This window comes from Acinetobacter sp. YH12064, assembly GCF_013419735.1.
Lineage (GTDB): Bacteria > Pseudomonadota > Gammaproteobacteria > Pseudomonadales > Moraxellaceae > Acinetobacter > Acinetobacter amyesii.
This window is the reverse complement of the sequence record NZ_VOZP01000005.1, coordinates 16,218-34,439: the sequence shown is the minus strand read 5'-3', so window position 1 is coordinate 34,439 and position 18,222 is coordinate 16,218. Positions and strand designations below refer to the sequence as shown.

Here is an 18,222-nt window from a genome sequence, read left to right as displayed (position 1 = left end):
ATCACATTGTGCAACTTAAACTAAAAACCCATGTCTTTTACATGGGTTTTTATATTCTGCTTTTAACCAAGCTTTTATTTAAATCAAGGAACGAAATGTGCAGTTAAATTTTAATCATTGAAGACTTTACTAACACCATACTGGCCTTACATCCTTATTACCAATAAGCATGTATTTCATAACAAACACCTACTGATTTCTGATCTATATCTTCTATTCAGACTGGCTATACAGCATGAGTAATGAATATGTACTCAAACGATTGGGTTGAAATCAATCAATTGATTTAACAACCCAATCCAAAAACTTGTGCTTATCAAAAAAGTCAGGTGCAGCATTTGCAAATATACTTTTTTCTTTGTTGTTAAAGATTCCTTTGTAATAAAAAGACCTATCTGCGGTAAATTTTGAGTCATCCCCTTCATGCAATTCTCTAAAGAAGATCGATAACTGCATAAATCGACTTTTAGATGCTAAACTGTGTTTTTCTAATACAAAATTATAGATTTGCTCAATAATCGCTTTAGTATTTGAATAAGGCATTTTGTTGTCTCTTAATTTGATCACACTTTCAAATTACAGCTTTTAAATTAAAATACAACTATTTTAGTCTGATTTTAAATACCTATTTTTTATAAGTATTTTTATAATTAAACACCTTTAAGTGCTATTAATGAATCAACCTCTAAACATGAAGTTTTACTAAATTCTACTTCTGCGACTACAAACATTTTCGTTACTCAAAGCTAACTCTGAAAACAGCAAAAAAGCCCACCTGTTTCTAGATGAGCTTACAACTACTTCCAATGGTGGGATACAGATAAAAAGAAAGCATCACTTGGAAGTTGCAATATCACTTTACCAGAGCCAAACTTACAACTCGTTGAGGTTGAATTAACATTAGGATACACAGTGAAACCAGCAGATAGTGTTGGATACGTAACCCCTATTCCTCCATATTAGAAATATACTTTTAAACTAAATTCAGCAGCTAAACGTGTAAACTAATGAAACAAATAATATTTCCATTATTACTATCAATCCTTCCACTTTCAGCTTGTGGAAATTCAAGTGAAACAGCCTCCCCTGCACAAAGCTCAACAAGTAGAGCTGATGCTGAGCTTTCTCCAGAAAGTAAAGAAATCATCAATGAATATAATCAGATACTAATTCAATCTCAAAGTGAACTGGACCCTCAAAAAACCAATCAAAAGCTCAAAAAAATTCTACCTAAAATTTCTAAAATTAACTCAGAGAATGAACAAAATAACCTTTCACTAAACATCAATATACGTCTTGGCAATTATGAAGAAGCCTTTGCTATTACAAATAGAATTTTAGAAAAAAAAGAAACAACCAATATGAAAAATTTTCAATGTTTACTCATTGAAGTTTTAAACAAACCAAAAAAGGATATTGAAGACTGTTATTTATACAACGCTAATTTATATAAAAAACAGTTAGATAATATGCCCAAAAATGATCTCTATTACGACCAAACAGAATGGGCTTACTATGCGAGCTTATTCCATGCAGGTAAAACAGAATATAAATCTAAATTAAAGCAGCTTGTGGACTCAAAAAAATCTCCAGAAGACAAAGAAATATATGAGTCGCTCTATGAAATAGAAACTATTCCTGATGGTAGAAAATCAATCTTAGATAATTACAAATCCCAAATGTAATGCAAAAAAACCAGCCCATGGTTGGTTTACAACATTATTAATATATATGCAAAGCTGCCAACCCTCATTTCACATCAAATCTGGCATCAATTTGTGCGCGCTCGGTATTTCTCATATCAATTCAAGAAGCACCATATATATACCTACTAATAATCAAATTTAGCCTACAATCCTAAATTTAGTACCCTGTATATCGAATATAAAAAGCTGCACCATGTCCAATAAATCCGTGACACTCGATGCGTCATCAAGCAAAAAGCCGCTCAATGCGACTTTTGTTATTTTATAGATTGTGAAGTGGAAGGTATTCCCTCTAACTCTAAATTCACTTAAATTTAAGTAGTCATAAACAGTAATTAAACATCTATCACATCAGCAAAGTTTGCGCCCAAAACTTTTGCTAAATCTTCGGGTTTTAAACCAATATCCAAACCACGTTTACCGCCACTCACATAGATTTTAGCTAAGTTCTGTGCAGAAGCATCGATCACAGTTTTTAAGCGTTTTTTCTGTCCAACTGGACTAATACCACCAACCAAATAACCGGTTAAACGCTCTGCATCTTTTGGGTCAGCCATTTTGAGTTTTTTACAGCCAAATGCTGTGGCTACTTTTTTCAAATTTAGCTGATATTCAACTGGCAATACGGCAACAAAGTAATTTTTATCGTCCGTAACCATCAAGGTTTTAAAGACTTCTTCGACCGTTAAACCAAGTTTTTCCGCAGCTTCTAAACCAAAACTTTTTGCTTCTGGGTCATGATCATATTCATGAATTGTAAAGTCGATTTTATTAGATTTTAAGAGTTTACATGCAGGTGTCATTGCTTTATCGTCATTCCATTCGGACAACTAGTAAAACTTAATTATAAGCCTATTCTCGAAAGACCGGCGAAGACTTTTATATTTTTCATGAACATGACTTGTGCAATAAGTTTGAGTTGAATACATTTAAACAAAGCAAAAATTTCAAAAAAATATGACAACGCTGACTCAAGACCTCACCCAATTATTATCTGTAGTTCCCAAAGATCAGGGCTACTTTTTGGCACAGAGCAAACCTCTGTTTGGTGACCATATTTTTGGTGGGCAATTACTTGCTCAGAGCATAGTCAGTGCATCCTTTACCTGCACACTCCCACTCCACTCTTTACATGCCAACTTTATTTCTGCGGGTCTTGCAAATCATCCCGTATTATTTAAAGTCGAAAATTTACGTGATAGCCATAGTTTTTCTACACGACAAGTGACCGCCATACAGCATGGCAAACCAATATATATGGTGATGTTGTCCTATATGAAAAACGAAACGGGCATGGAGTATCAAATACCCGAACCAGATCTGATCCAACAGTTTCCACCAAGTATGCTCAAAGAAGAGCAATTCTATAAAGCGCAAATCCAATCATCTATTTCACCTGAATATCTATCCACATTTTTACAGCCTTTTCAGCTTATATCTAAACCAATTGAATACGTGCTGACAGATTTGCCACCGTCCGGTCAAGCTTCTGTCTTAAATCAAAATCAATATGCAGAATATTTAAAACTCCATGATGCCTTGGATGCACAATTTGACCAACTTCTTATACATCAGGCCATTGCAGCATACTATTCAGACTATAATTTATATTCTGCGGCGCTCAAAACACATGGTTTAAATTATCTGTCTCCTGAACTCATCGCAACCAGCCTTGATCATTCGATGTATTTTCATCATACCTTTCGGGTGGATGATTGGATTTTCTATGACATGAATACCACTCGAATCTCGCAATCACGTGGGCTTACTCATGGGCAAATGTGGCAAGATGGAAAATTAGTCGCAAGCACCACACAAGAAAATTTAATGCGTTATACAGGCGAATCGTCAGCCTTGTGACAATCTTTAACATTCAAATTCTTGTTAAGTTAAGCATCAAGCGTATAAAATTCATGCAAATCATACCGCTATAACAATAATATGCCTTCGATCTACCAACTTAAACCTGCATTTCAAAAACTGCTTCGACCTTTGGTTAAATCACTTCATCATCTTGGTATTACAGCAAATCAAGTAACCCTACTGGCAATGTTCATTTCGCTAGCTGTGGCATTTTTTATTTATATCTATTTCTCTCACAACGGTATTGGTATTTTACTGTTGATTTTCCCCGTATGGATGCTTATTCGTATGGGTTTCAATGCTATAGATGGCATGCTGGCACGTGAGTTCAACCAACAATCCAAACTCGGTGCTTTTTATAATGAATTATGTGATGTGATTTCTGACTCAACACTCTATTTTAGTTTAATTTGTTTTGCTTTTATTCAAGCCGAACTGCTAATTTTGACCTGTTTTCTCGCCATACTTGCTGAATATACAGGTGTGATGGCGCCATTAGTGGGTCAAGAACGTCGCTACGATGGTCCAATGGGAAAAAGTGACCGTGCTTTTGTATTTAGCATCATCTGTATCGTGATCGTGACTTCTTCTATATTTAACTTCGGTTTAAATACATTGTCTCTTATTTGCAATAGTATTTTGATTATTATCATCTTTTTATTATTTATCACGATTTATAACCGCATTAAAAATAGCATTATCAACCCACAATAAATTTCAGTTTAGATCGTCAGTCGATTCATTATTTTGAGAACAACACAATGTATAACAATACTCAGCATACCTTTACGAGCCATGATGGAACATCCTTGTTTTATCAACATTGGGAAAATAGCAGTTTAAAAAGCAACCGTAAGAAAAAAGCGGTGATCTTATTTCATCGTGGCCATGAACATTCGGGACGAATGGCGCATTTGGTCAATGAATTGAATTTGCCTGATTTTGATTTTTTCGCTTGGGATGCGCGAGGTCACGGCAATACCCCAGGTGAACGTGGTGATGCTCCTAGTTTTTCCGCATGCGTTCAAGACATTCAATATTTTGTTCAGCATATTGAACAGACTTACCAAATCCGATCAGAAAATATAGCAATTGTAGCTCAAAGCGTTGGCGCTGTTTTAGCCGCGACATGGGTGCATGATTATGCCCCTAAAATCCGTGCTTTATGCCTTGCCTCGCCTGCATTTGACATCAAACTCTATGTGCCTTTTGCAAAACCCGGCTTAACACTCATAAATAAATTCGCTGGCAACTTTTTTATTAATAGTTATGTCAAAGCCAAAATGTTGACGCACGATACTGCACGTGCGCAGAGTTATGACACAGACCCGCAGATCGCTCGGGCCATATCAGTCCGGATGCTGCTGGGGCTATATGCAGCCTCAGATCGAATCGTTAAAGATGCACAAAATATTTTTGTTCCTACACAGGTTTTATGTTCGGGATCTGACTACGTGGTGCATCAAAAACCGCAATTGGCGTTTTATCAAAAACTCCCTCATCCAATGAAGGAATTTCACGTCTTAGATGGTTTTTATCATGATACCTTGGGTGAAAAACATCGCAAAATCGCCACAGATAAAATCCATCGCTTTATTCAACAATGTTTTAAACAACCCTATTCCGCACCTAAACTTTTAGATGCAGATAAAATTGGCCCGAGCTGTGCTGTAGCAGAAACCTTAAGTTCAACGCTTCCAAAACATTCTTTAAAACATGCATTTTGGAGCTTAACCAAACAAAATCTTAAAATTGGTAGTCTCTTTTCCAAGGGCTTAAAAATTGGTGAAGAGACAGGATATGACTCTGGCAGCACCTTAGATTTTGTTTATCGAGATCAATCAGAAAGCCAAAATGCTCTTGGTAACATCATCGATCGACAATATTTAAATGCGATCGGTTGGCGTGGTATTCGCGTTAGAAAACAAAATATTGAAGCACTATTAACGAAATATGCTTCTAAGTTACATGATGCCCAACACGCGGTACGGATTATGGATATTGCTGCAGGCCATGGCCGATATATTTTAGATGCTGTACAAAAACTACCTCAACAGCCTGAATCCATCTTGCTTAGAGACTATAGCTCGATCAATGTACAAGCGGGTCAAGCAATGATTGAGCAAAGAGGTTTAAGCCAGATTGCCAAATTTGTAGAAGCGGATGCATTTGATACCACTTCTTTAGCCAGTGTTGAACCTAAACCCACTCTAGCCGTGGTCTCAGGTTTATACGAATTATTTAGTGATAATGATTTACTTAGACAGTCCTTATCAGGCTTGAGTCAGGCCATTGAGAAAGATGGTTATCTCATCTACACAGGTCAAATTTGGCATCCGCAACAAGAGTTTATCGCCCGTGCCCTGACCTCACATCGCCAAGGAGATGCATGGGTCATGCGTTTGCGCTCACAAGCAGAAATGGATGCCTTGGTTGAGCAAGCCGGTTTCAAGAAAGTCGATCAAGTCATTGATGAGTTTGGTATTTTCACAGTTTCCGTTGCACAAAAAATTTAAGCTTGGATGGTCAATCTTATGCATAAACTGGATACGGATACAGGAACTTGGAAATACGGCCTACTGTGTTTGGCATTTCTGGCACCTTTTTTCTTCTTAAGTTATGGTTTTGCCAACCAATACGCTGCGGGTTTAGCGTCTGTACCTGTTATCGTCTTTGAATGGGAAAAATATATTCCACTTTGGCCATGGAGTATTGTGCCTTATTGGTCGATTGATCTGTTCTATGGTTTGTCTTTATTACTTTGTTGGAATAAGTTTGAATTAAAACAACATGTATTGCGACTATTCTCAGCACAAATCATTTCAATCAGCTGCTTTTTACTTTTCCCATTACGCTTTAGCTTTGAACGCCCCGAACTCACAGGTTTTTTCGGGTTGTGGTTTGATGTCTTGATGGGTTTTGATAAACCGTTCAATCAAGCACCCTCTCTGCACATTGTACTACTGGTGATACTTTGGGATTTTTACCGTCGGCATAGCACAGGCAAGCTAAAATATCTGGTAGATGGTTGGTCCTTTTTGATCGGTCTCTCGGTTCTAACCACTTGGCAGCACCATTTTATAGATATCCCAACGGGTTTATTGGTCGGTGCCTTATGTTTATGGCTATTCCCAATGTCTGGCTCTGCGCCATGGGCTAAAAATATACAGAGTCGTCTAAGCTTAAAGCACATTAAAATCGGCATCCTTTATCTGTTTGCTGCCTTATTGTGTAGCGCAATCGCACATGCAAAAGGTTGGTGGCTTTGGCTGCTCTATCCTGCAAGCAGTCTGCTTTTAGTTTCGTTTGCATATTTATTCAATCGACCGCATTTTTTTCAAAAACTCAGTCATGGTGATATGACCATTGCTGCAAAAATGCTGTTCGCACCCTACCTTATATTTGCTTGGATCAATAGCCGAATCTGGACTTATCGCCATCCTGAAGATTCTAAAATCATCAAAATCAATCAGAGTTATATTTATTTAGGTCGCTATCCGTCCAAACAGGTCATGCAACAATATGATGCTTTACTCGATTGTTGCGCAGAATTACCCACTTATCCAAAGTGCTCTTATGCCCAAAACTTGAGTTTAGACCTAATTCCTTTACAGGCCAATCAGCTGCATAATGCTGTAGAGTATTTAGAACTACTCTTAACATCTAATAACAATGATGAAGCACAAAACATCTTGGTCTTCTGTGCTTTGGGATATTCACGAAGTAGTGCTGTAGTTACCGCATTATTATTGAAACAACATCCTGAATATTCAGTCGAAGATGTTTTACGAATTATTCGCCATAACCGTCCTTGGGTTGTGCTTAAAACACCGCAAATAAAACATTTAAATACTTATCGTTTAAAACTTAAAGGACTTGCACCATGAATTTACAACTTGTGGTGCTATCAAAGTTGTTACAATCCACCACTGGATTGCTCATTTCAGCTTATGTAGCAGCGATCCTCACGCTCTCGCTCATCATCCAGTTTGGCAATGTGATGCTATTCGATTTGCTATATGTATTGATTTGTCTAGTTTTGCTCGGAATACAGCATTATTTAAGCTTGAGAATCAAATTTGATTCGGCACTTTTAGCCACTGTCGCTGAATGCAGCCAAACCCAAAGCCTTGAACAAACCACCAAAGAGCTGGACTTAAGTTTAATTAACCTAAAATTAATGTCTACAAATAAATGTGGCCGCGCCTGGGAACTACGTGAGTTAGGTTGTCTGGCTTTATTTAAATGGCAGATCTTTGTGCTTTGCTTGCAATACATCGCATTCATCTGCATATTTTTACTGTATAAATAATTCACAATAATTTGAAGCTATGCCAAATCCATTAGACACTTCAGGGAATGCTCACTCACCAATGAAAGGTAATTTTTTAAGCCGTTCAATTGCTCGCTATATTGCCTTTCTCACTCGTCGTGGTGCGCGGCTGCTCACGGGCGCGCGGAGTCTATGGGTCGGGTGCAAACCGGTTATGAAACAGCGTATTTATTATGCAAATCATAATAGCCATATCGACTTTATTTTGCTTTGGTCATCACTGCCGACAGATCTCAGACGAAAGACGCGTCCTGTAGCTGCTTCGGATTATTGGTTAAAAGATGGCTTTCGACGTTTTCTCATTCAAGACACGTTTACTGGCGTCACTATTCAGCGAAATCGAGAGCAAAATCAAGATCCATTAGAACCGATCAAAACCGTATTAGCTCAAGGTGACTCGATTATTTTCTTTCCTGAGGGTACTCGAAATTTAAATGATGACGTTGAATTATTAGCCTTTAAAAGCGGCTTATTTCATCTCAAAAATCAATTTCCTGATGTTGAAATTGTACCGGTATGGATCTCTAATTTAAAACGTGTTATGCCTAAAGGCGCCCTTATACCATTGCCATTATTATCTACCGTTATTTTTGGCAAACCTTTAGAAGCCCATAATGAACAGAGTAAAACCGAGTTTTTAAACTACGCTCAGGAAGAATTACTTAAATTAAAAGCATTGGAGTATCAATAATGGAATTCACCAATGCGCAAATGACCTATGTATTGTTTGGTATCTTTGCGGTTATTTTGATTATTGCCTCAACTATTGGCTCAATACTAAAATTTAAAGCGGGTTATGCACCTGCACCGGTCATCGACAATTTAAATGCAAGGATCAATGCATGGTGGGTCATGCTGTTGGTACTTGGTGTAGCAATTTCATTAGGCAAAATTGCTTTTGTGATCCTGTTTGCGTTGATTTCACTCTTTGCTTTACGCGAATTTATCAGTTTACTGCCAACCCGTCGCGGTGATTATCTTCCTTTATTGATCGCTTTTTATTTTGTCATTCCATACCAATATTACTTGGTGTATATCGACTGGTACGGGCTATATTCTATTTTTATTCCGCTGTATGTATTTCTTCTTATCCCAATCGCTACACTCAAAGCCGAAGATACCACGCGATTTTTAGAGCGCAGTTCAAAAATTCAATGGGGTCTGATGATCAGCGTATTCTGTATTTCGCATGTGCCTGCGCTATTAAATCTTAAACTTCCCGGATTTGAAGGTGAAAAAATTTGGCTAGCGATCTGGCTGATCATGGTGGTACAAGCCTCCGATGTCTTACAATATGTCTGTGGCAAGCTATTTGGAAAACATAAAGTCGCACCGATACTTTCACCATCTAAGACCGTTGAGGGTTTAATCGGAGGCATTGCTTTAGCCACTGCACTAGGTGTTGCTATGTCATGGCTTACACCCTTTAGCTATCTACAGGCTGCATGTATTGGTTTTATTGTTTGTATATTCGGTTTCTTTGGTGGTCTTGTCATGTCAGCCATTAAACGCGATCGTGGTGTAAAAGATTGGGGACAACTTATCCAAGGCCATGGTGGCATGCTCGACCGAATTGATTCCATCTGCTTTTCAGCACCGATTTTTTTCCACATTTTGCGCTATTGGTGGTCTTAAAAAGTGACTAAGTTTCAAATAGAAAATTTGGGATTTTAAATGATGTTACGCACGTAGAATTACTTTTACATTTTAAAGATGATTTTTAAGTCAATGCGACGGTGTCTTACATCTAAGGATTGAATAAAGGTATTAGCCTTCGGCTGGAGGTACTCTTACGAAACGTTGTTTCTCATTCGGCAAAATGAGAAGCGAAGCTTCGCAAGGAAACCATCTTGCGGTGCAATGCACCTCACCGACAAAACTCGTTCACTAACGTCTAATTATTCAAAGAATCGCAGAAACATTTTTGATTACAATAAGTCTTGTCTCAAACAATTTCGGATGACGTTACCGTGTATCGTTCTTTTATTTGAATCAACGTGCGCTTCTGATGTTACTGCGTAGCATCGGTTAATAATACGCACAATAAAAAATCCCAACTAAACAAGCTTGGGATTCTTCTTATCAGGTATTCGATTTAAACGTCTGAAATTGCAAACTTTTTAAAAATACTTGCACGACGTTTAGGATGCATATTGGCTTTAGTTAAATCGCCTTGGTAGTGATCATAGACACGTTTATCCATCATCTTAAACCAAATAGAGGGTACTAAAGCAGGAATTAGCATAGTGGCATAGCCGCTAGGCAACTCTGGCGCTTCATCAAAATGTCTTAAAGCCTGAAATGGACGAGTCGGATATGCATGATGGTCTGAATGTCGCTGTAATTGATACAAAAATAGATTGGTCACAATATTATTGTTATTCCAACTATGTTCAGGCATGGTTCGCGCATAACTTCCATCCGGTTTTTGCTCACGCTTCAGGCCATAATGTTCAATATAATTAATAATTTCAAAAAGGCTGATTCCATAAAAGGCCTGTGTAACTAAATACGGTGTCACGCCTTTACCAAACATTTTCAGCATCGAGGCATGAAAACCTGCACTCATCGCCCAACCATGAAACAGTTCATTGTCCTTCGAAAAGAAACTTAAACCTTTACGTTTTAAGCGTTGTTTCTCAATCTGCACCGCCGATTTAATTCCACCAAATACAGTGCGTGGCCAAAACTCATAAAAGGTTTCGCCCATTTTTGAAGATGCAGGATCTTCAGGCGTTGCCACACGTCTATGGTGTCCATAAGGATGTTCAATGCGGAAATGGCTATAACCTAATGGTGCGAGCGTCGCATGTGCCCAGTAATGGTCTTTTTTATGTGGTCGATGGCAAAGTTCATGTGCTGTATTTACGCCAACGCCATTGATGGCACCCATCGAAACCCCAAGTAGAACTTGATCTAATAATGAAACATCTTTACGGGTAACTACATAGCCTGCAAAAGCGTTCGCTGCCATTTGCAGTGGAATAAATAATTTGACGATCCGATCATAATAGGGATCATTCACTAAAACTTTGATGTCATCATCTGTCGGGTTATTGGCATCATCACCGATCAGTGCATCCAGTGCAGGAATAATGACATGCAGTAGAAGCGGCCCACCCATGGCAAATAGTTTTTTTGTCGGTTTTGGACCAAAATGATAACCCGCCAAGATCCCCATACCAATGACTGGTAAACCTGGACTCAATAGCCAACCATAACGTTTTTTATCTAAAACACTACCGATTTTGCTTTCTAACTGAGCGAGCTGCTGTTCATTTAATTTTACTGGTGCATTCATGCGCTAGACTTCCCTAATAACTTCTTCTGTGTTTATATTCGTAAAATATGGGCAGCCAGAACAGTTTTAAGCGTCCAAAAAAACTATGTGATCGTCTTTGGCATTTAAGGATAAATGTTGACCTTTAAGCACATAGTGACCATCTATAAATAGAAAATTAATATGAGTAAATATTTGAAATATGGATGCTTTAAGTAAAATTTTTGATGATATTCATCTCCACCGATCTGAATATATTTATTTGAGATCACAGCATCCTTGGGCTTTTCATTTTCAAGATCACAATGCCATGGTTGCTTATGTGGTGATTCAAGGCCAGTGTGTTGTGCATATAGATCAAGAGCAGGTTTTGCTTGAAGCTGGCGATCTTTGCCTTATTCCGTCAGGGCAAAACCACCACTGCAAATCTATACAGTCTGATATCTTGGTCGAATCAATAAACATCACGCCACTGTTTCAAGAGCAACGAAATAAAACCATTGAATTAAATTCTACTGAGTCTCATGAAGCAGAAGAATTATTTGTACTCGCGATCCGTGGACATGTCGACAGCATTATGGCAAAACCTTTAGTGAATGCCCTCCCCACGCTGTTACATACACCACATATCATGAGCAGTACCGCACCGGAATGGTTGCAAATTGGCTTACATTTTCTGGCCGTTGAAGCGCATCAGATCCGTCCAGGCCGCGACAAAATTTTGGATCATTTGGTGAGTATTTTATTTATCGAATGTGTGCGTGATTATATTGCAGCCTTGTCAGATTCAAGCAGTTGGTTGCATGCCTTGAGTCATCCTGAATTATCCAATGCTTTAGCCGCGATTCATGAACAACCACAGCATGCTTGGACCGTCGAAAGTTTGGCAGAACAATGTTGTATGTCGCGTTCTAAATTTGCCAGTTTATTTACTCAAATGCTCGGTGAATCACCACTCGCCTATTTGCAGCAACATCGTTTGCGACTGGCAACACAGCACTTACAAACGGGGCAACTGACTATTCAGCAAATTGCCCATCGTATCGGTTACTCATCTGAAACGGCATTTAGCCAAACTTTTAAAAAGTTTTATGATCTAACACCGAGCCAGTATCGACAGCAGCATCAACTCGCAAAAACTGAGTCACCTTAAAGGTTTAATCTAAAAGCTTTAAAATCGCTTCCACAGGGTTTTCACTGTTACCTGAAAGCAGTTGTTTATGCATGGTGATGTGCTGCATCACTTGAATTTGCGATTTTTCAACATCCATCAAGCTTTCAATTTCTGCTGCTAATTTTTCAGGCGTTGCATCATGTTGGATGAGTTCCTGAATCACCTTTTTGCCCGCAATAATATTTGGCAATGAATAATAAGGAATTTTGATCAGCAATTTCACCACATGGTAGGTCAGCCAATTTAACTTATAAAAGGTCACCATTGGGCGGTGTAAAAACATCGCTTCTAAGGTTGCTGTACCAGATGCCAAAGCAACAATATTCGATGCATTCATCACCTGACGGCCAATTTTAGATTCCGAATCTGTGTTTTCCATCAAGCGAACTTTGGCTTGTAATGCTTCAGGATACTGCTTGAGCAACAATTCGATTTGCTGTTTACGTGCATCATTGATTGCAGGAATCAGGAACACATAGTCTGGATGCTGCTCCGTCAAAATCTGTGCGGCAGACAGTACCAAAGGCCCTAAGCGCTCAATTTCACCGCGACGGCTGCCCGGAAGTAATGCAATGTGTTTTTGATGCTCATCTAAGCCTAACTCGTGTTTAGCCGCAACGAGTGGATTATCTAAAGGCAACTGACTTGCCAATGGGTGTCCGACAAATGCAGCCGGAACTTGCCATTTTTGGAAAAACGCTTTTTCAAATGGAAATAAGCAAAGGACTAAATCAATACTTGCTTTAATGCCATGTACACGCCCTTGACGCCACGCCCATACTGAAGGGCTGACATATTGCACTGTTTTAATTGGTAGCTGTTTTTGCTTCATGCTCTTAGATAAACGCAAATTAAAATCCGGTGCATCTATCCCTACAAAAACATCGACAGGGTTTTCAGTCCATTTTTCAACCAGACCATCACGTACAGCAAAGAGTTTTTTAATATCTTTTAAGACTTCAACAATCCCCATCACCGATAAAATATCCATCGGATAATAGCTGTTAAAGCCTTCTGCAATCATTTGCGGACCACCAATGCCTTCAAATTCCGCATCGATCCCTTGCTCTCGAAAACTACGGATAAGCTTGGCGCCTAATGTATCCCCGGATACTTCCCCAACCACGATGCCAATTTTAAGTTTCCGATTTTGCAAAAGTCTGTCCTTTTAACTTAATGTTCTTTAGTTATAGATTCTATACGAGTCCTTCACAAAGTTAATAGATTTCCTGAAAAAAGCTGCACAGCGTTAATTCACCATTTTAGAAATATTCCTCACTGCTGCTTAGCTACTAACTAAAATTTTTATACTAATGGTTCTGATTTCTACCGTATTTACTCTTAAACAATTTACGAAATAGCACTGCGGTTTTAACACCCGTGCTTTCCGCAAGTTTATCAACTGAATAATCTGTCAATTCGAGCAATTCAGCCGCATATCGCAGTCTTTCATTATTTAACCATGTGACAATTGGTAGCCCTGTCGCATGTTTAAAATGTCTAGTTAGTGTCCTTCTACTCATATTCGAATAATGGCGAAACCTTATCTTTTTAAGGCGTATGAGACTTAGCAGCAGTGGAATTTATATACACTGTTGCTTATATCGATAAATATCAAATCAAAAGTTTAGAATTGAAAACCTACAGTGCATTTAGGTATTGGATATCCACTTCAGATATTCAAAGCCTTATATTCAAAATATATGATTTCACTGCAGCATAATCTACATTTGAACTATCAACCAGTTGAGAAAACCATAATCAATAACTTAGTTTAGATAAAATTCATTTATTTCAAAATTAAAAATATTCTTTATCTATTTTTTTCACAAGCAAATCACTAATCGAGACAACGACTTATATCAATTAGTCATAAGATATGCACGTTTTTTGATATTTGGCATTCAGCGATGGTCGGTCCTTTAGAGTTCATTCTGGCAGGTGTAATTGTAGGTTTCTGCGTAGGTATTACCGGCGTTGGCGGTGGTTCATTGATGACCCCGATCCTGATCAGCCTGTATAAAATTGAACCCCATATTGCGATTGGTACAGACCTGCTGTATGCCGCTATTTCAAAATTTTGTGGTTCTTTAGTTCATGCACGTAAAATGAATATCGTATGGACCATTGTTATTTGGCTTGCTGTCGGCAGTATCCCTGCGTCTTTTGCGACCCATTGGGTACTGGAAAACTATCTCAGCCAATCGACACATTACAAAACCGTGTTAACCATGTTTTTGGGTTTTATGCTGACGATTACAGGGATCTCAATTATTTTCCGTGGTCATATCGAAAAATTCTTTAATAAATTTCGAAAAACTGATCAGTTGGATGATATGAGTGCTGATCTGGAGCGTATCAATTTCCAAGCTAAAAATAAGCGTGTATATATCATCATCATGGGGATTATTTTAGGCGTATTCGTTACCCTATCGTCTGTGGGTGCAGGTGCCTTCGGTATTATGGCTTTGGTACTTATGTTCCCGAACTTACCGATGATTCGTATTATCGGCTCTGACGTCGTACATGCCGTGCTTCTTACACTGGTTGCAGGCTTGGGTCATATGAGCTCAGGTAATGTCGATTTTCATTTATTGGGTTGGTTATTGGTGGGTTCTATTCCAGCGATTGTTGTCGGAACTTTGATCAGCTCACGTTTACCTGAAAAAGTTATTCGTAAAGTCTTAGGCATTACCTTGTTTGTTTTAGGCATGAATTTCATCATTAATCCAGTAAAATCAAAACCTGTCGAAAAACCAACAACTGCAATGTTGATCGCACCGACGGTGAATAGTCAGCAGGTTTAAATTAACTGCCCGATTCATCACTTTTTTTTCAGAGACTTATTGATCTTTTTTATAACATTTGAATGCTATATTCATGTTATATTCAGCTCACGAAACAACCTTTTGTATAATCAAACCAGTGACGGCAATGAATACTTTACAGTCAAATTCTATTACCCAAAACGACATTGATGACGTGAATGTAAAAAGCATTCAGCCACTTGTTACTCCTGCAGAACTAAAAAAAGAGCTACCTCTGACTGAAACTGCCTATCAAACAGTCCTTAAGGGCCGTGAAACTGTACGTAATATTTTAGATGGAAATGACAAACGTCTTTTTGTTGTCATTGGTCCATGTTCAATTCACGACACAGTCGCTGCACATGATTATGCTGACCGTTTAAAAGTTTTAAGTGACAAAATCCAAGATACGATTTATGTCGTGATGCGTGTGTATTTTGAAAAACCACGTACCACTGTGGGTTGGAAAGGTCTAATTAATGACCCTGACATGAACGATTCTTTCAACATCGAAAAAGGCTTACGTATTGGTCGTAAACTTTTACTTGAATTGAATGAAAAAGGTTTGCCTTGTGCAACCGAAGCACTCGATCCAAACTCACCACAGTACTACCAAGATCTTATCTCTTGGTCAGCAATTGGTGCGCGCACCACTGAAAGCCAAACACATCGTGAAATGTCTTCTGGCCTGTCTTCACCTGTGGGCTTTAAAAATGGTACAGATGGCGGTTTAACCGTTGCGACCAATGCCATGCAATCTGTTAAACATGGTCATAGCTTCTTGGGCTTAAGCGACCAAGGTCAAGTTTCTGTTATTCGTACCAGTGGTAACCCATATGCACACGTTGTACTTCGTGGCGGTAACGGTAAACCAAACTACGACGCAGGTTCAGTTGCAGATGCCGAAGCGGCATTAGCCAAAGCAAAAGTTAGTGGCAAAATCATGATTGATACCAGTCATGCAAACTCAAACAAAGACCCGTACCTACAACCCCTTGTTCTGAAAAATATTACTGAACAAATCCTTGACGGAAACAAGTCAATCGTGGGTATTATGGTAGAAAGTCACTTAAAAGGTGGTCGTCAGGATATTCCTGCCAACCTATGTGACCTCGAATATGGTAAATCAGTGACTGATGGCTGTATCGATTGGGATACGACTGAAAAAGTCTTGTTAGAGATGCATGAAGCACTTAAAGACGTGTTACCGACACGCTAAGTGAATGAAAAACGCCATCTTCGAGATGGCGTTTTACTTTGAAGGATTATTTGTCAGATGAATGAAATCGAAAATGCGTTAAGTCACATTGAAAACTTCCAATATATACATGAACACTTATTAACGTCCGGTCAACCATCTCCTTCTGAGCTTCAAACGATCAAAGAATATGGTGTTTCAACAGTTATTAATTTAGCACTGACTGATGCATCCAATCATATCGAGCATGAAGACCGTATTTGCCTAGATCTAGGCCTGAACTATATCCAAGTTCCAATCTCTTGGGATACCCCTTCAGATGATCAATGCCTTCTAGTACTCGATATGATTGACCATTTGGTTCAAGGTCAAACGGTTTGGCTACACTGTGCGAAAAACTTCCGTGTCAGCAGTTTGATGTATTTATATCGTCAATACTATATGGATGTTGATATGCCAAAGGCTCAAGATTTGATGCATCAAATTTGGGAACCCAATGAAACATGGACAGGTTTAATCCATGCGGTTGCCTTACAACTTCAAGGCCGTAAAGCAACTCAAGATTTACAACATGCACTGATCCATCCAGATCATTTTGCGTGAGAAATCAGTACTGTTGCAGTAGAAAGAATACCTTCTTGGCGACCAGTAAACCCTAATTTTTCGGTGGTGGTCGCTTTGATGCTAATTTGTGTAACTTCAACATCCATAACATTTGCGATACTTTGACGCATTTCTAAATTATGTTTTGCTAGTTTAGGGCGCTCACAAGCTACGGTAATATCAGCATTATTAAGTACATATCCACGATCTAAAATCATTTGGTAGACGTGTTTTAAAAGTACTCGACTATCGGCACCTTTAAATTTTGGATCTGTATCTGGAAAATGCTGACCAATATCTCCAAGTGCCAAAGCTCCTAATAATGCATCACAAAGCGCGTGCAGTACCACATCACCATCTGAATGTGCTTTGAGTCCATGTGTATGTGGAATTTGAACACCAGCAAGCGTTACAAAGTCACCTTCTTCAAATGCATGCACATCCATGCCCTGACCGATACGAATTTGAGCTATCATGCTTGAGTTCCTTGAGAAAATAATGATTGAAATCTTGTATTCACGCTTTCTATTTCGCTATAGTGTGGGCAAGCGCAACATAGTGAAAGTATAAGCGATCATGCTGTTGAAAACTGAAATAAATATCATCAAAAAATTCGGACTGGTTCTGCTAATAGGTTCTGGCCTAGCGATGTTTACGCATGCAGAAAAAATAGACTGTGATCAGGCCAATACTCAGGCAAAAAAAAATTACTGTTCTGACGGTTTTGAAGAACAGCGTGAAAAGTTAGATGGGCTTTTTTTAACAGCGCAGTTAATTACCGATGCCCCAATACGCTTACTGATAGATACGCAAAAATTATGGTACAGTCGTGTTCAGCAATGCAAAAACTTGGAGTGTTTTAAACAACAATTTGAGCTTCGCCATGAAGATTTGAATATTTATACCTCGATGAACCAAAGTTTAACGCAGCATTATCTTAAATTTGAAAATGGTCATTTTGCGACATCACCTGTACATTTAAAAGTGCATCAACTGGGCAAAGACAGCATCAAAATAGAAGGCATTGCCTATCGTAATCCGAACAATCGTGTTGAAACACAAACCATTCCATTTTTAGCTTACACAACACCCGAACAAAAAAATCAAATCACCGATAATGAACACGACTGCAAATATCAGTTCAATTACAGTAAAGCTTTACTCTCAGTAAAAACCGAACAAAAAGGCTGTGAACGTTTTGCAGGGATTTATCGCTTATATGATTAAGATCAAATTCGAATGACATAGAAAAATACAA

At 38.5% G+C, this 18,222-nt stretch carries 19 protein-coding genes; 13 read left to right on the top strand and 6 right to left on the bottom strand.

Going from position 1 to position 18,222, the window contains the following annotated elements; translation table 11 throughout:
• Positions 1–273: 273 nt before the first annotated feature.
• On the bottom strand, positions 274–543 hold the full coding sequence (locus FTU13_RS06280; RefSeq protein WP_111884321.1) for a hypothetical protein: 270 nt from the start codon (positions 541–543) through the stop codon (positions 274–276).
• Positions 544–1,007: 464 nt separating this feature from the next.
• Here FTU13_RS06280 and FTU13_RS06275 point away from each other — a divergent pair, with 464 nt between their 5' ends.
• Complete coding sequence (locus FTU13_RS06275; RefSeq protein WP_180127711.1) at positions 1,008–1,685, top strand: hypothetical protein; 678 nt, start codon at positions 1,008–1,010, stop codon at positions 1,683–1,685.
• A 356-nt stretch (positions 1,686–2,041) separates the two neighbouring features.
• Here FTU13_RS06275 and ybaK read toward each other — a convergent pair whose 3' ends face one another.
• Positions 2,042–2,509, bottom strand: a complete 468-nt coding sequence (ybaK, locus tag FTU13_RS06270) for a Cys-tRNA(Pro) deacylase (RefSeq protein ID WP_180022788.1) — start codon at positions 2,507–2,509, stop codon at positions 2,042–2,044.
• Positions 2,510–2,663: 154 nt separating this feature from the next.
• Here ybaK and FTU13_RS06265 point away from each other — a divergent pair, with 154 nt between their 5' ends.
• The 7 genes from FTU13_RS06265 to FTU13_RS06235 all read left to right on the top strand — a co-directional run bounded on the left by FTU13_RS06265 (position 2,664) and on the right by FTU13_RS06235 (position 9,537).
• Positions 2,664–3,566 (top strand): acyl-CoA thioesterase II, encoded by a 903-nt coding sequence (locus FTU13_RS06265; protein WP_180127713.1) that lies wholly within the window; start codon positions 2,664–2,666, stop codon positions 3,564–3,566.
• Between the two features lie 81 nt (positions 3,567–3,647).
• Positions 3,648–4,283: a CDP-alcohol phosphatidyltransferase family protein gene (locus FTU13_RS06260; RefSeq protein WP_180127715.1), complete on the top strand. Its 636-nt coding sequence runs from the start codon at positions 3,648–3,650 to the stop codon at positions 4,281–4,283.
• 47 nt (positions 4,284–4,330) lie between these two features.
• A complete protein-coding gene (locus FTU13_RS06255; RefSeq protein ID WP_180127717.1) occupies positions 4,331–6,085 on the top strand; it encodes a bifunctional alpha/beta hydrolase/class I SAM-dependent methyltransferase in 1,755 nt (584 codons plus the stop codon).
• An 18-nt stretch (positions 6,086–6,103) separates the two neighbouring features.
• A complete protein-coding gene (locus FTU13_RS06250) occupies positions 6,104–7,456 on the top strand; it encodes a phosphatase PAP2/dual specificity phosphatase family protein (RefSeq protein ID WP_373423871.1) in 1,353 nt (450 codons plus the stop codon).
• A complete protein-coding gene (locus FTU13_RS06245; RefSeq protein ID WP_180023587.1) occupies positions 7,453–7,881 on the top strand; it encodes a hypothetical protein in 429 nt (142 codons plus the stop codon). The genes FTU13_RS06250 and FTU13_RS06245 overlap by 4 nt, the downstream gene beginning before the upstream one ends.
• 61 nt (positions 7,882–7,942) lie before the next feature.
• Positions 7,943–8,593, top strand: coding sequence for a 1-acyl-sn-glycerol-3-phosphate acyltransferase (locus FTU13_RS06240; protein ID WP_180127753.1), 651 nt, complete (start codon positions 7,943–7,945; stop codon positions 8,591–8,593).
• Positions 8,593–9,537, top strand: coding sequence for a phosphatidate cytidylyltransferase (locus FTU13_RS06235; protein ID WP_078191012.1), 945 nt, complete (start codon positions 8,593–8,595; stop codon positions 9,535–9,537). The genes FTU13_RS06240 and FTU13_RS06235 overlap by 1 nt, the downstream gene beginning before the upstream one ends.
• 460 nt (positions 9,538–9,997) lie before the next feature.
• On the opposite strand, the gene FTU13_RS06230 is transcribed toward FTU13_RS06235, so the two are convergent.
• Complete coding sequence (locus tag FTU13_RS06230) at positions 9,998–11,203, bottom strand: alkane 1-monooxygenase (protein WP_180127721.1); 1,206 nt, start codon at positions 11,201–11,203, stop codon at positions 9,998–10,000.
• A gap of 181 nt (positions 11,204–11,384) precedes the next feature.
• Here FTU13_RS06230 and FTU13_RS06225 point away from each other — a divergent pair, with 181 nt between their 5' ends.
• Positions 11,385–12,335 carry an AraC family transcriptional regulator gene (locus tag FTU13_RS06225; RefSeq protein ID WP_180127723.1) on the top strand — a complete coding sequence of 317 codons (951 nt, stop codon included), beginning with the start codon at positions 11,385–11,387 and terminating at the stop codon, positions 12,333–12,335.
• Between the two features lie 4 nt (positions 12,336–12,339).
• Here the strand turns inward: FTU13_RS06225 and lpxB are convergent, their stop codons facing one another.
• Both lpxB and FTU13_RS17620 read right to left on the bottom strand, forming a co-directional pair.
• Positions 12,340–13,512: a lipid-A-disaccharide synthase gene (gene lpxB / locus FTU13_RS06220; protein WP_180127725.1), complete on the bottom strand. Its 1,173-nt coding sequence runs from the start codon at positions 13,510–13,512 to the stop codon at positions 12,340–12,342.
• Between the two features lie 154 nt (positions 13,513–13,666).
• The gene (locus tag FTU13_RS17620; RefSeq protein WP_180127727.1) at positions 13,667–13,879 is read right to left on the bottom strand and encodes a helix-turn-helix domain-containing protein; all 213 of its coding nucleotides are present in this window, start codon (positions 13,877–13,879) and stop codon (positions 13,667–13,669) included.
• Positions 13,880–14,266: 387 nt separating this feature from the next.
• Between FTU13_RS17620 and FTU13_RS06210 the strand changes: the two genes are divergently transcribed.
• From FTU13_RS06210 to FTU13_RS06200, 3 genes are all read left to right on the top strand, one after another.
• The gene (locus FTU13_RS06210; RefSeq protein ID WP_111884308.1) at positions 14,267–15,163 is read left to right on the top strand and encodes a sulfite exporter TauE/SafE family protein; all 897 of its coding nucleotides are present in this window, start codon (positions 14,267–14,269) and stop codon (positions 15,161–15,163) included.
• 127 nt (positions 15,164–15,290) lie between these two features.
• Entirely contained in the window at positions 15,291–16,382 is a 1,092-nt protein-coding gene (locus FTU13_RS06205) for a 3-deoxy-7-phosphoheptulonate synthase (RefSeq protein WP_143221612.1), read from the top strand.
• Positions 16,383–16,439: 57 nt separating this feature from the next.
• Positions 16,440–16,964, top strand: coding sequence for a protein tyrosine phosphatase family protein (locus FTU13_RS06200; protein ID WP_078191020.1), 525 nt, complete (start codon positions 16,440–16,442; stop codon positions 16,962–16,964).
• On the opposite strand, the gene ispF is transcribed toward FTU13_RS06200, so the two are convergent.
• A complete protein-coding gene (gene ispF, locus FTU13_RS06195; protein WP_078193864.1) occupies positions 16,952–17,440 on the bottom strand; it encodes a 2-C-methyl-D-erythritol 2,4-cyclodiphosphate synthase in 489 nt (162 codons plus the stop codon). The two genes, FTU13_RS06200 and ispF, sit on opposite strands and share 13 nt — an antisense overlap.
• 100 nt (positions 17,441–17,540) lie before the next feature.
• On the opposite strand from ispF, the gene FTU13_RS06190 reads away from it, so the two are divergent.
• Complete coding sequence (locus tag FTU13_RS06190) at positions 17,541–18,191, top strand: hypothetical protein (protein ID WP_180035702.1); 651 nt, start codon at positions 17,541–17,543, stop codon at positions 18,189–18,191.
• Positions 18,192–18,222: the final 31 nt, after the last annotated feature.

Bases quoted from the DNA above. Each gene is read 5' to 3' on its own strand.
- FTU13_RS06255 (WP_180127717.1), top strand. From the start codon at position 4,331: ATGTATAACAATACTCAGCATACCTTTACGAGCCATGATGGAACATCC.
- FTU13_RS06240 (WP_180127753.1), top strand. From the start codon at position 7,943: ATGAAAGGTAATTTTTTAAGCCGTTCAATTGCTCGCTATATTGCCTTT.
- FTU13_RS17620 (WP_180127727.1), bottom strand. From the start codon at position 13,879: ATGAGTAGAAGGACACTAACTAGACATTTTAAACATGCGACAGGGCTA.
- FTU13_RS06205 (WP_143221612.1), top strand. From the start codon at position 15,291: ATGAATACTTTACAGTCAAATTCTATTACCCAAAACGACATTGATGAC.
- FTU13_RS06225 (WP_180127723.1), top strand. From the start codon at position 11,385: ATGGATGCTTTAAGTAAAATTTTTGATGATATTCATCTCCACCGATCT.
- FTU13_RS06190 (WP_180035702.1), top strand. From the start codon at position 17,541: ATGCTGTTGAAAACTGAAATAAATATCATCAAAAAATTCGGACTGGTT.
- FTU13_RS06250 (WP_373423871.1), top strand. From the start codon at position 6,104: ATGCATAAACTGGATACGGATACAGGAACTTGGAAATACGGCCTACTG.
- FTU13_RS06265 (WP_180127713.1), top strand. From the start codon at position 2,664: ATGACAACGCTGACTCAAGACCTCACCCAATTATTATCTGTAGTTCCC.
- ispF (WP_078193864.1), bottom strand. From the start codon at position 17,440: ATGATAGCTCAAATTCGTATCGGTCAGGGCATGGATGTGCATGCATTT.
- FTU13_RS06210 (WP_111884308.1), top strand. From the start codon at position 14,267: ATGGTCGGTCCTTTAGAGTTCATTCTGGCAGGTGTAATTGTAGGTTTC.
- FTU13_RS06245 (WP_180023587.1), top strand. From the start codon at position 7,453: ATGAATTTACAACTTGTGGTGCTATCAAAGTTGTTACAATCCACCACT.
- FTU13_RS06200 (WP_078191020.1), top strand. From the start codon at position 16,440: ATGAATGAAATCGAAAATGCGTTAAGTCACATTGAAAACTTCCAATAT.
- FTU13_RS06235 (WP_078191012.1), top strand. From the start codon at position 8,593: ATGGAATTCACCAATGCGCAAATGACCTATGTATTGTTTGGTATCTTT.
- FTU13_RS06230 (WP_180127721.1), bottom strand. From the start codon at position 11,203: ATGAATGCACCAGTAAAATTAAATGAACAGCAGCTCGCTCAGTTAGAA.
- ybaK (WP_180022788.1), bottom strand. From the start codon at position 2,509: ATGACACCTGCATGTAAACTCTTAAAATCTAATAAAATCGACTTTACA.
- FTU13_RS06275 (WP_180127711.1), top strand. From the start codon at position 1,008: ATGAAACAAATAATATTTCCATTATTACTATCAATCCTTCCACTTTCA.
- FTU13_RS06280 (WP_111884321.1), bottom strand. From the start codon at position 543: ATGCCTTATTCAAATACTAAAGCGATTATTGAGCAAATCTATAATTTT.
- FTU13_RS06260 (WP_180127715.1), top strand. From the start codon at position 3,648: ATGCCTTCGATCTACCAACTTAAACCTGCATTTCAAAAACTGCTTCGA.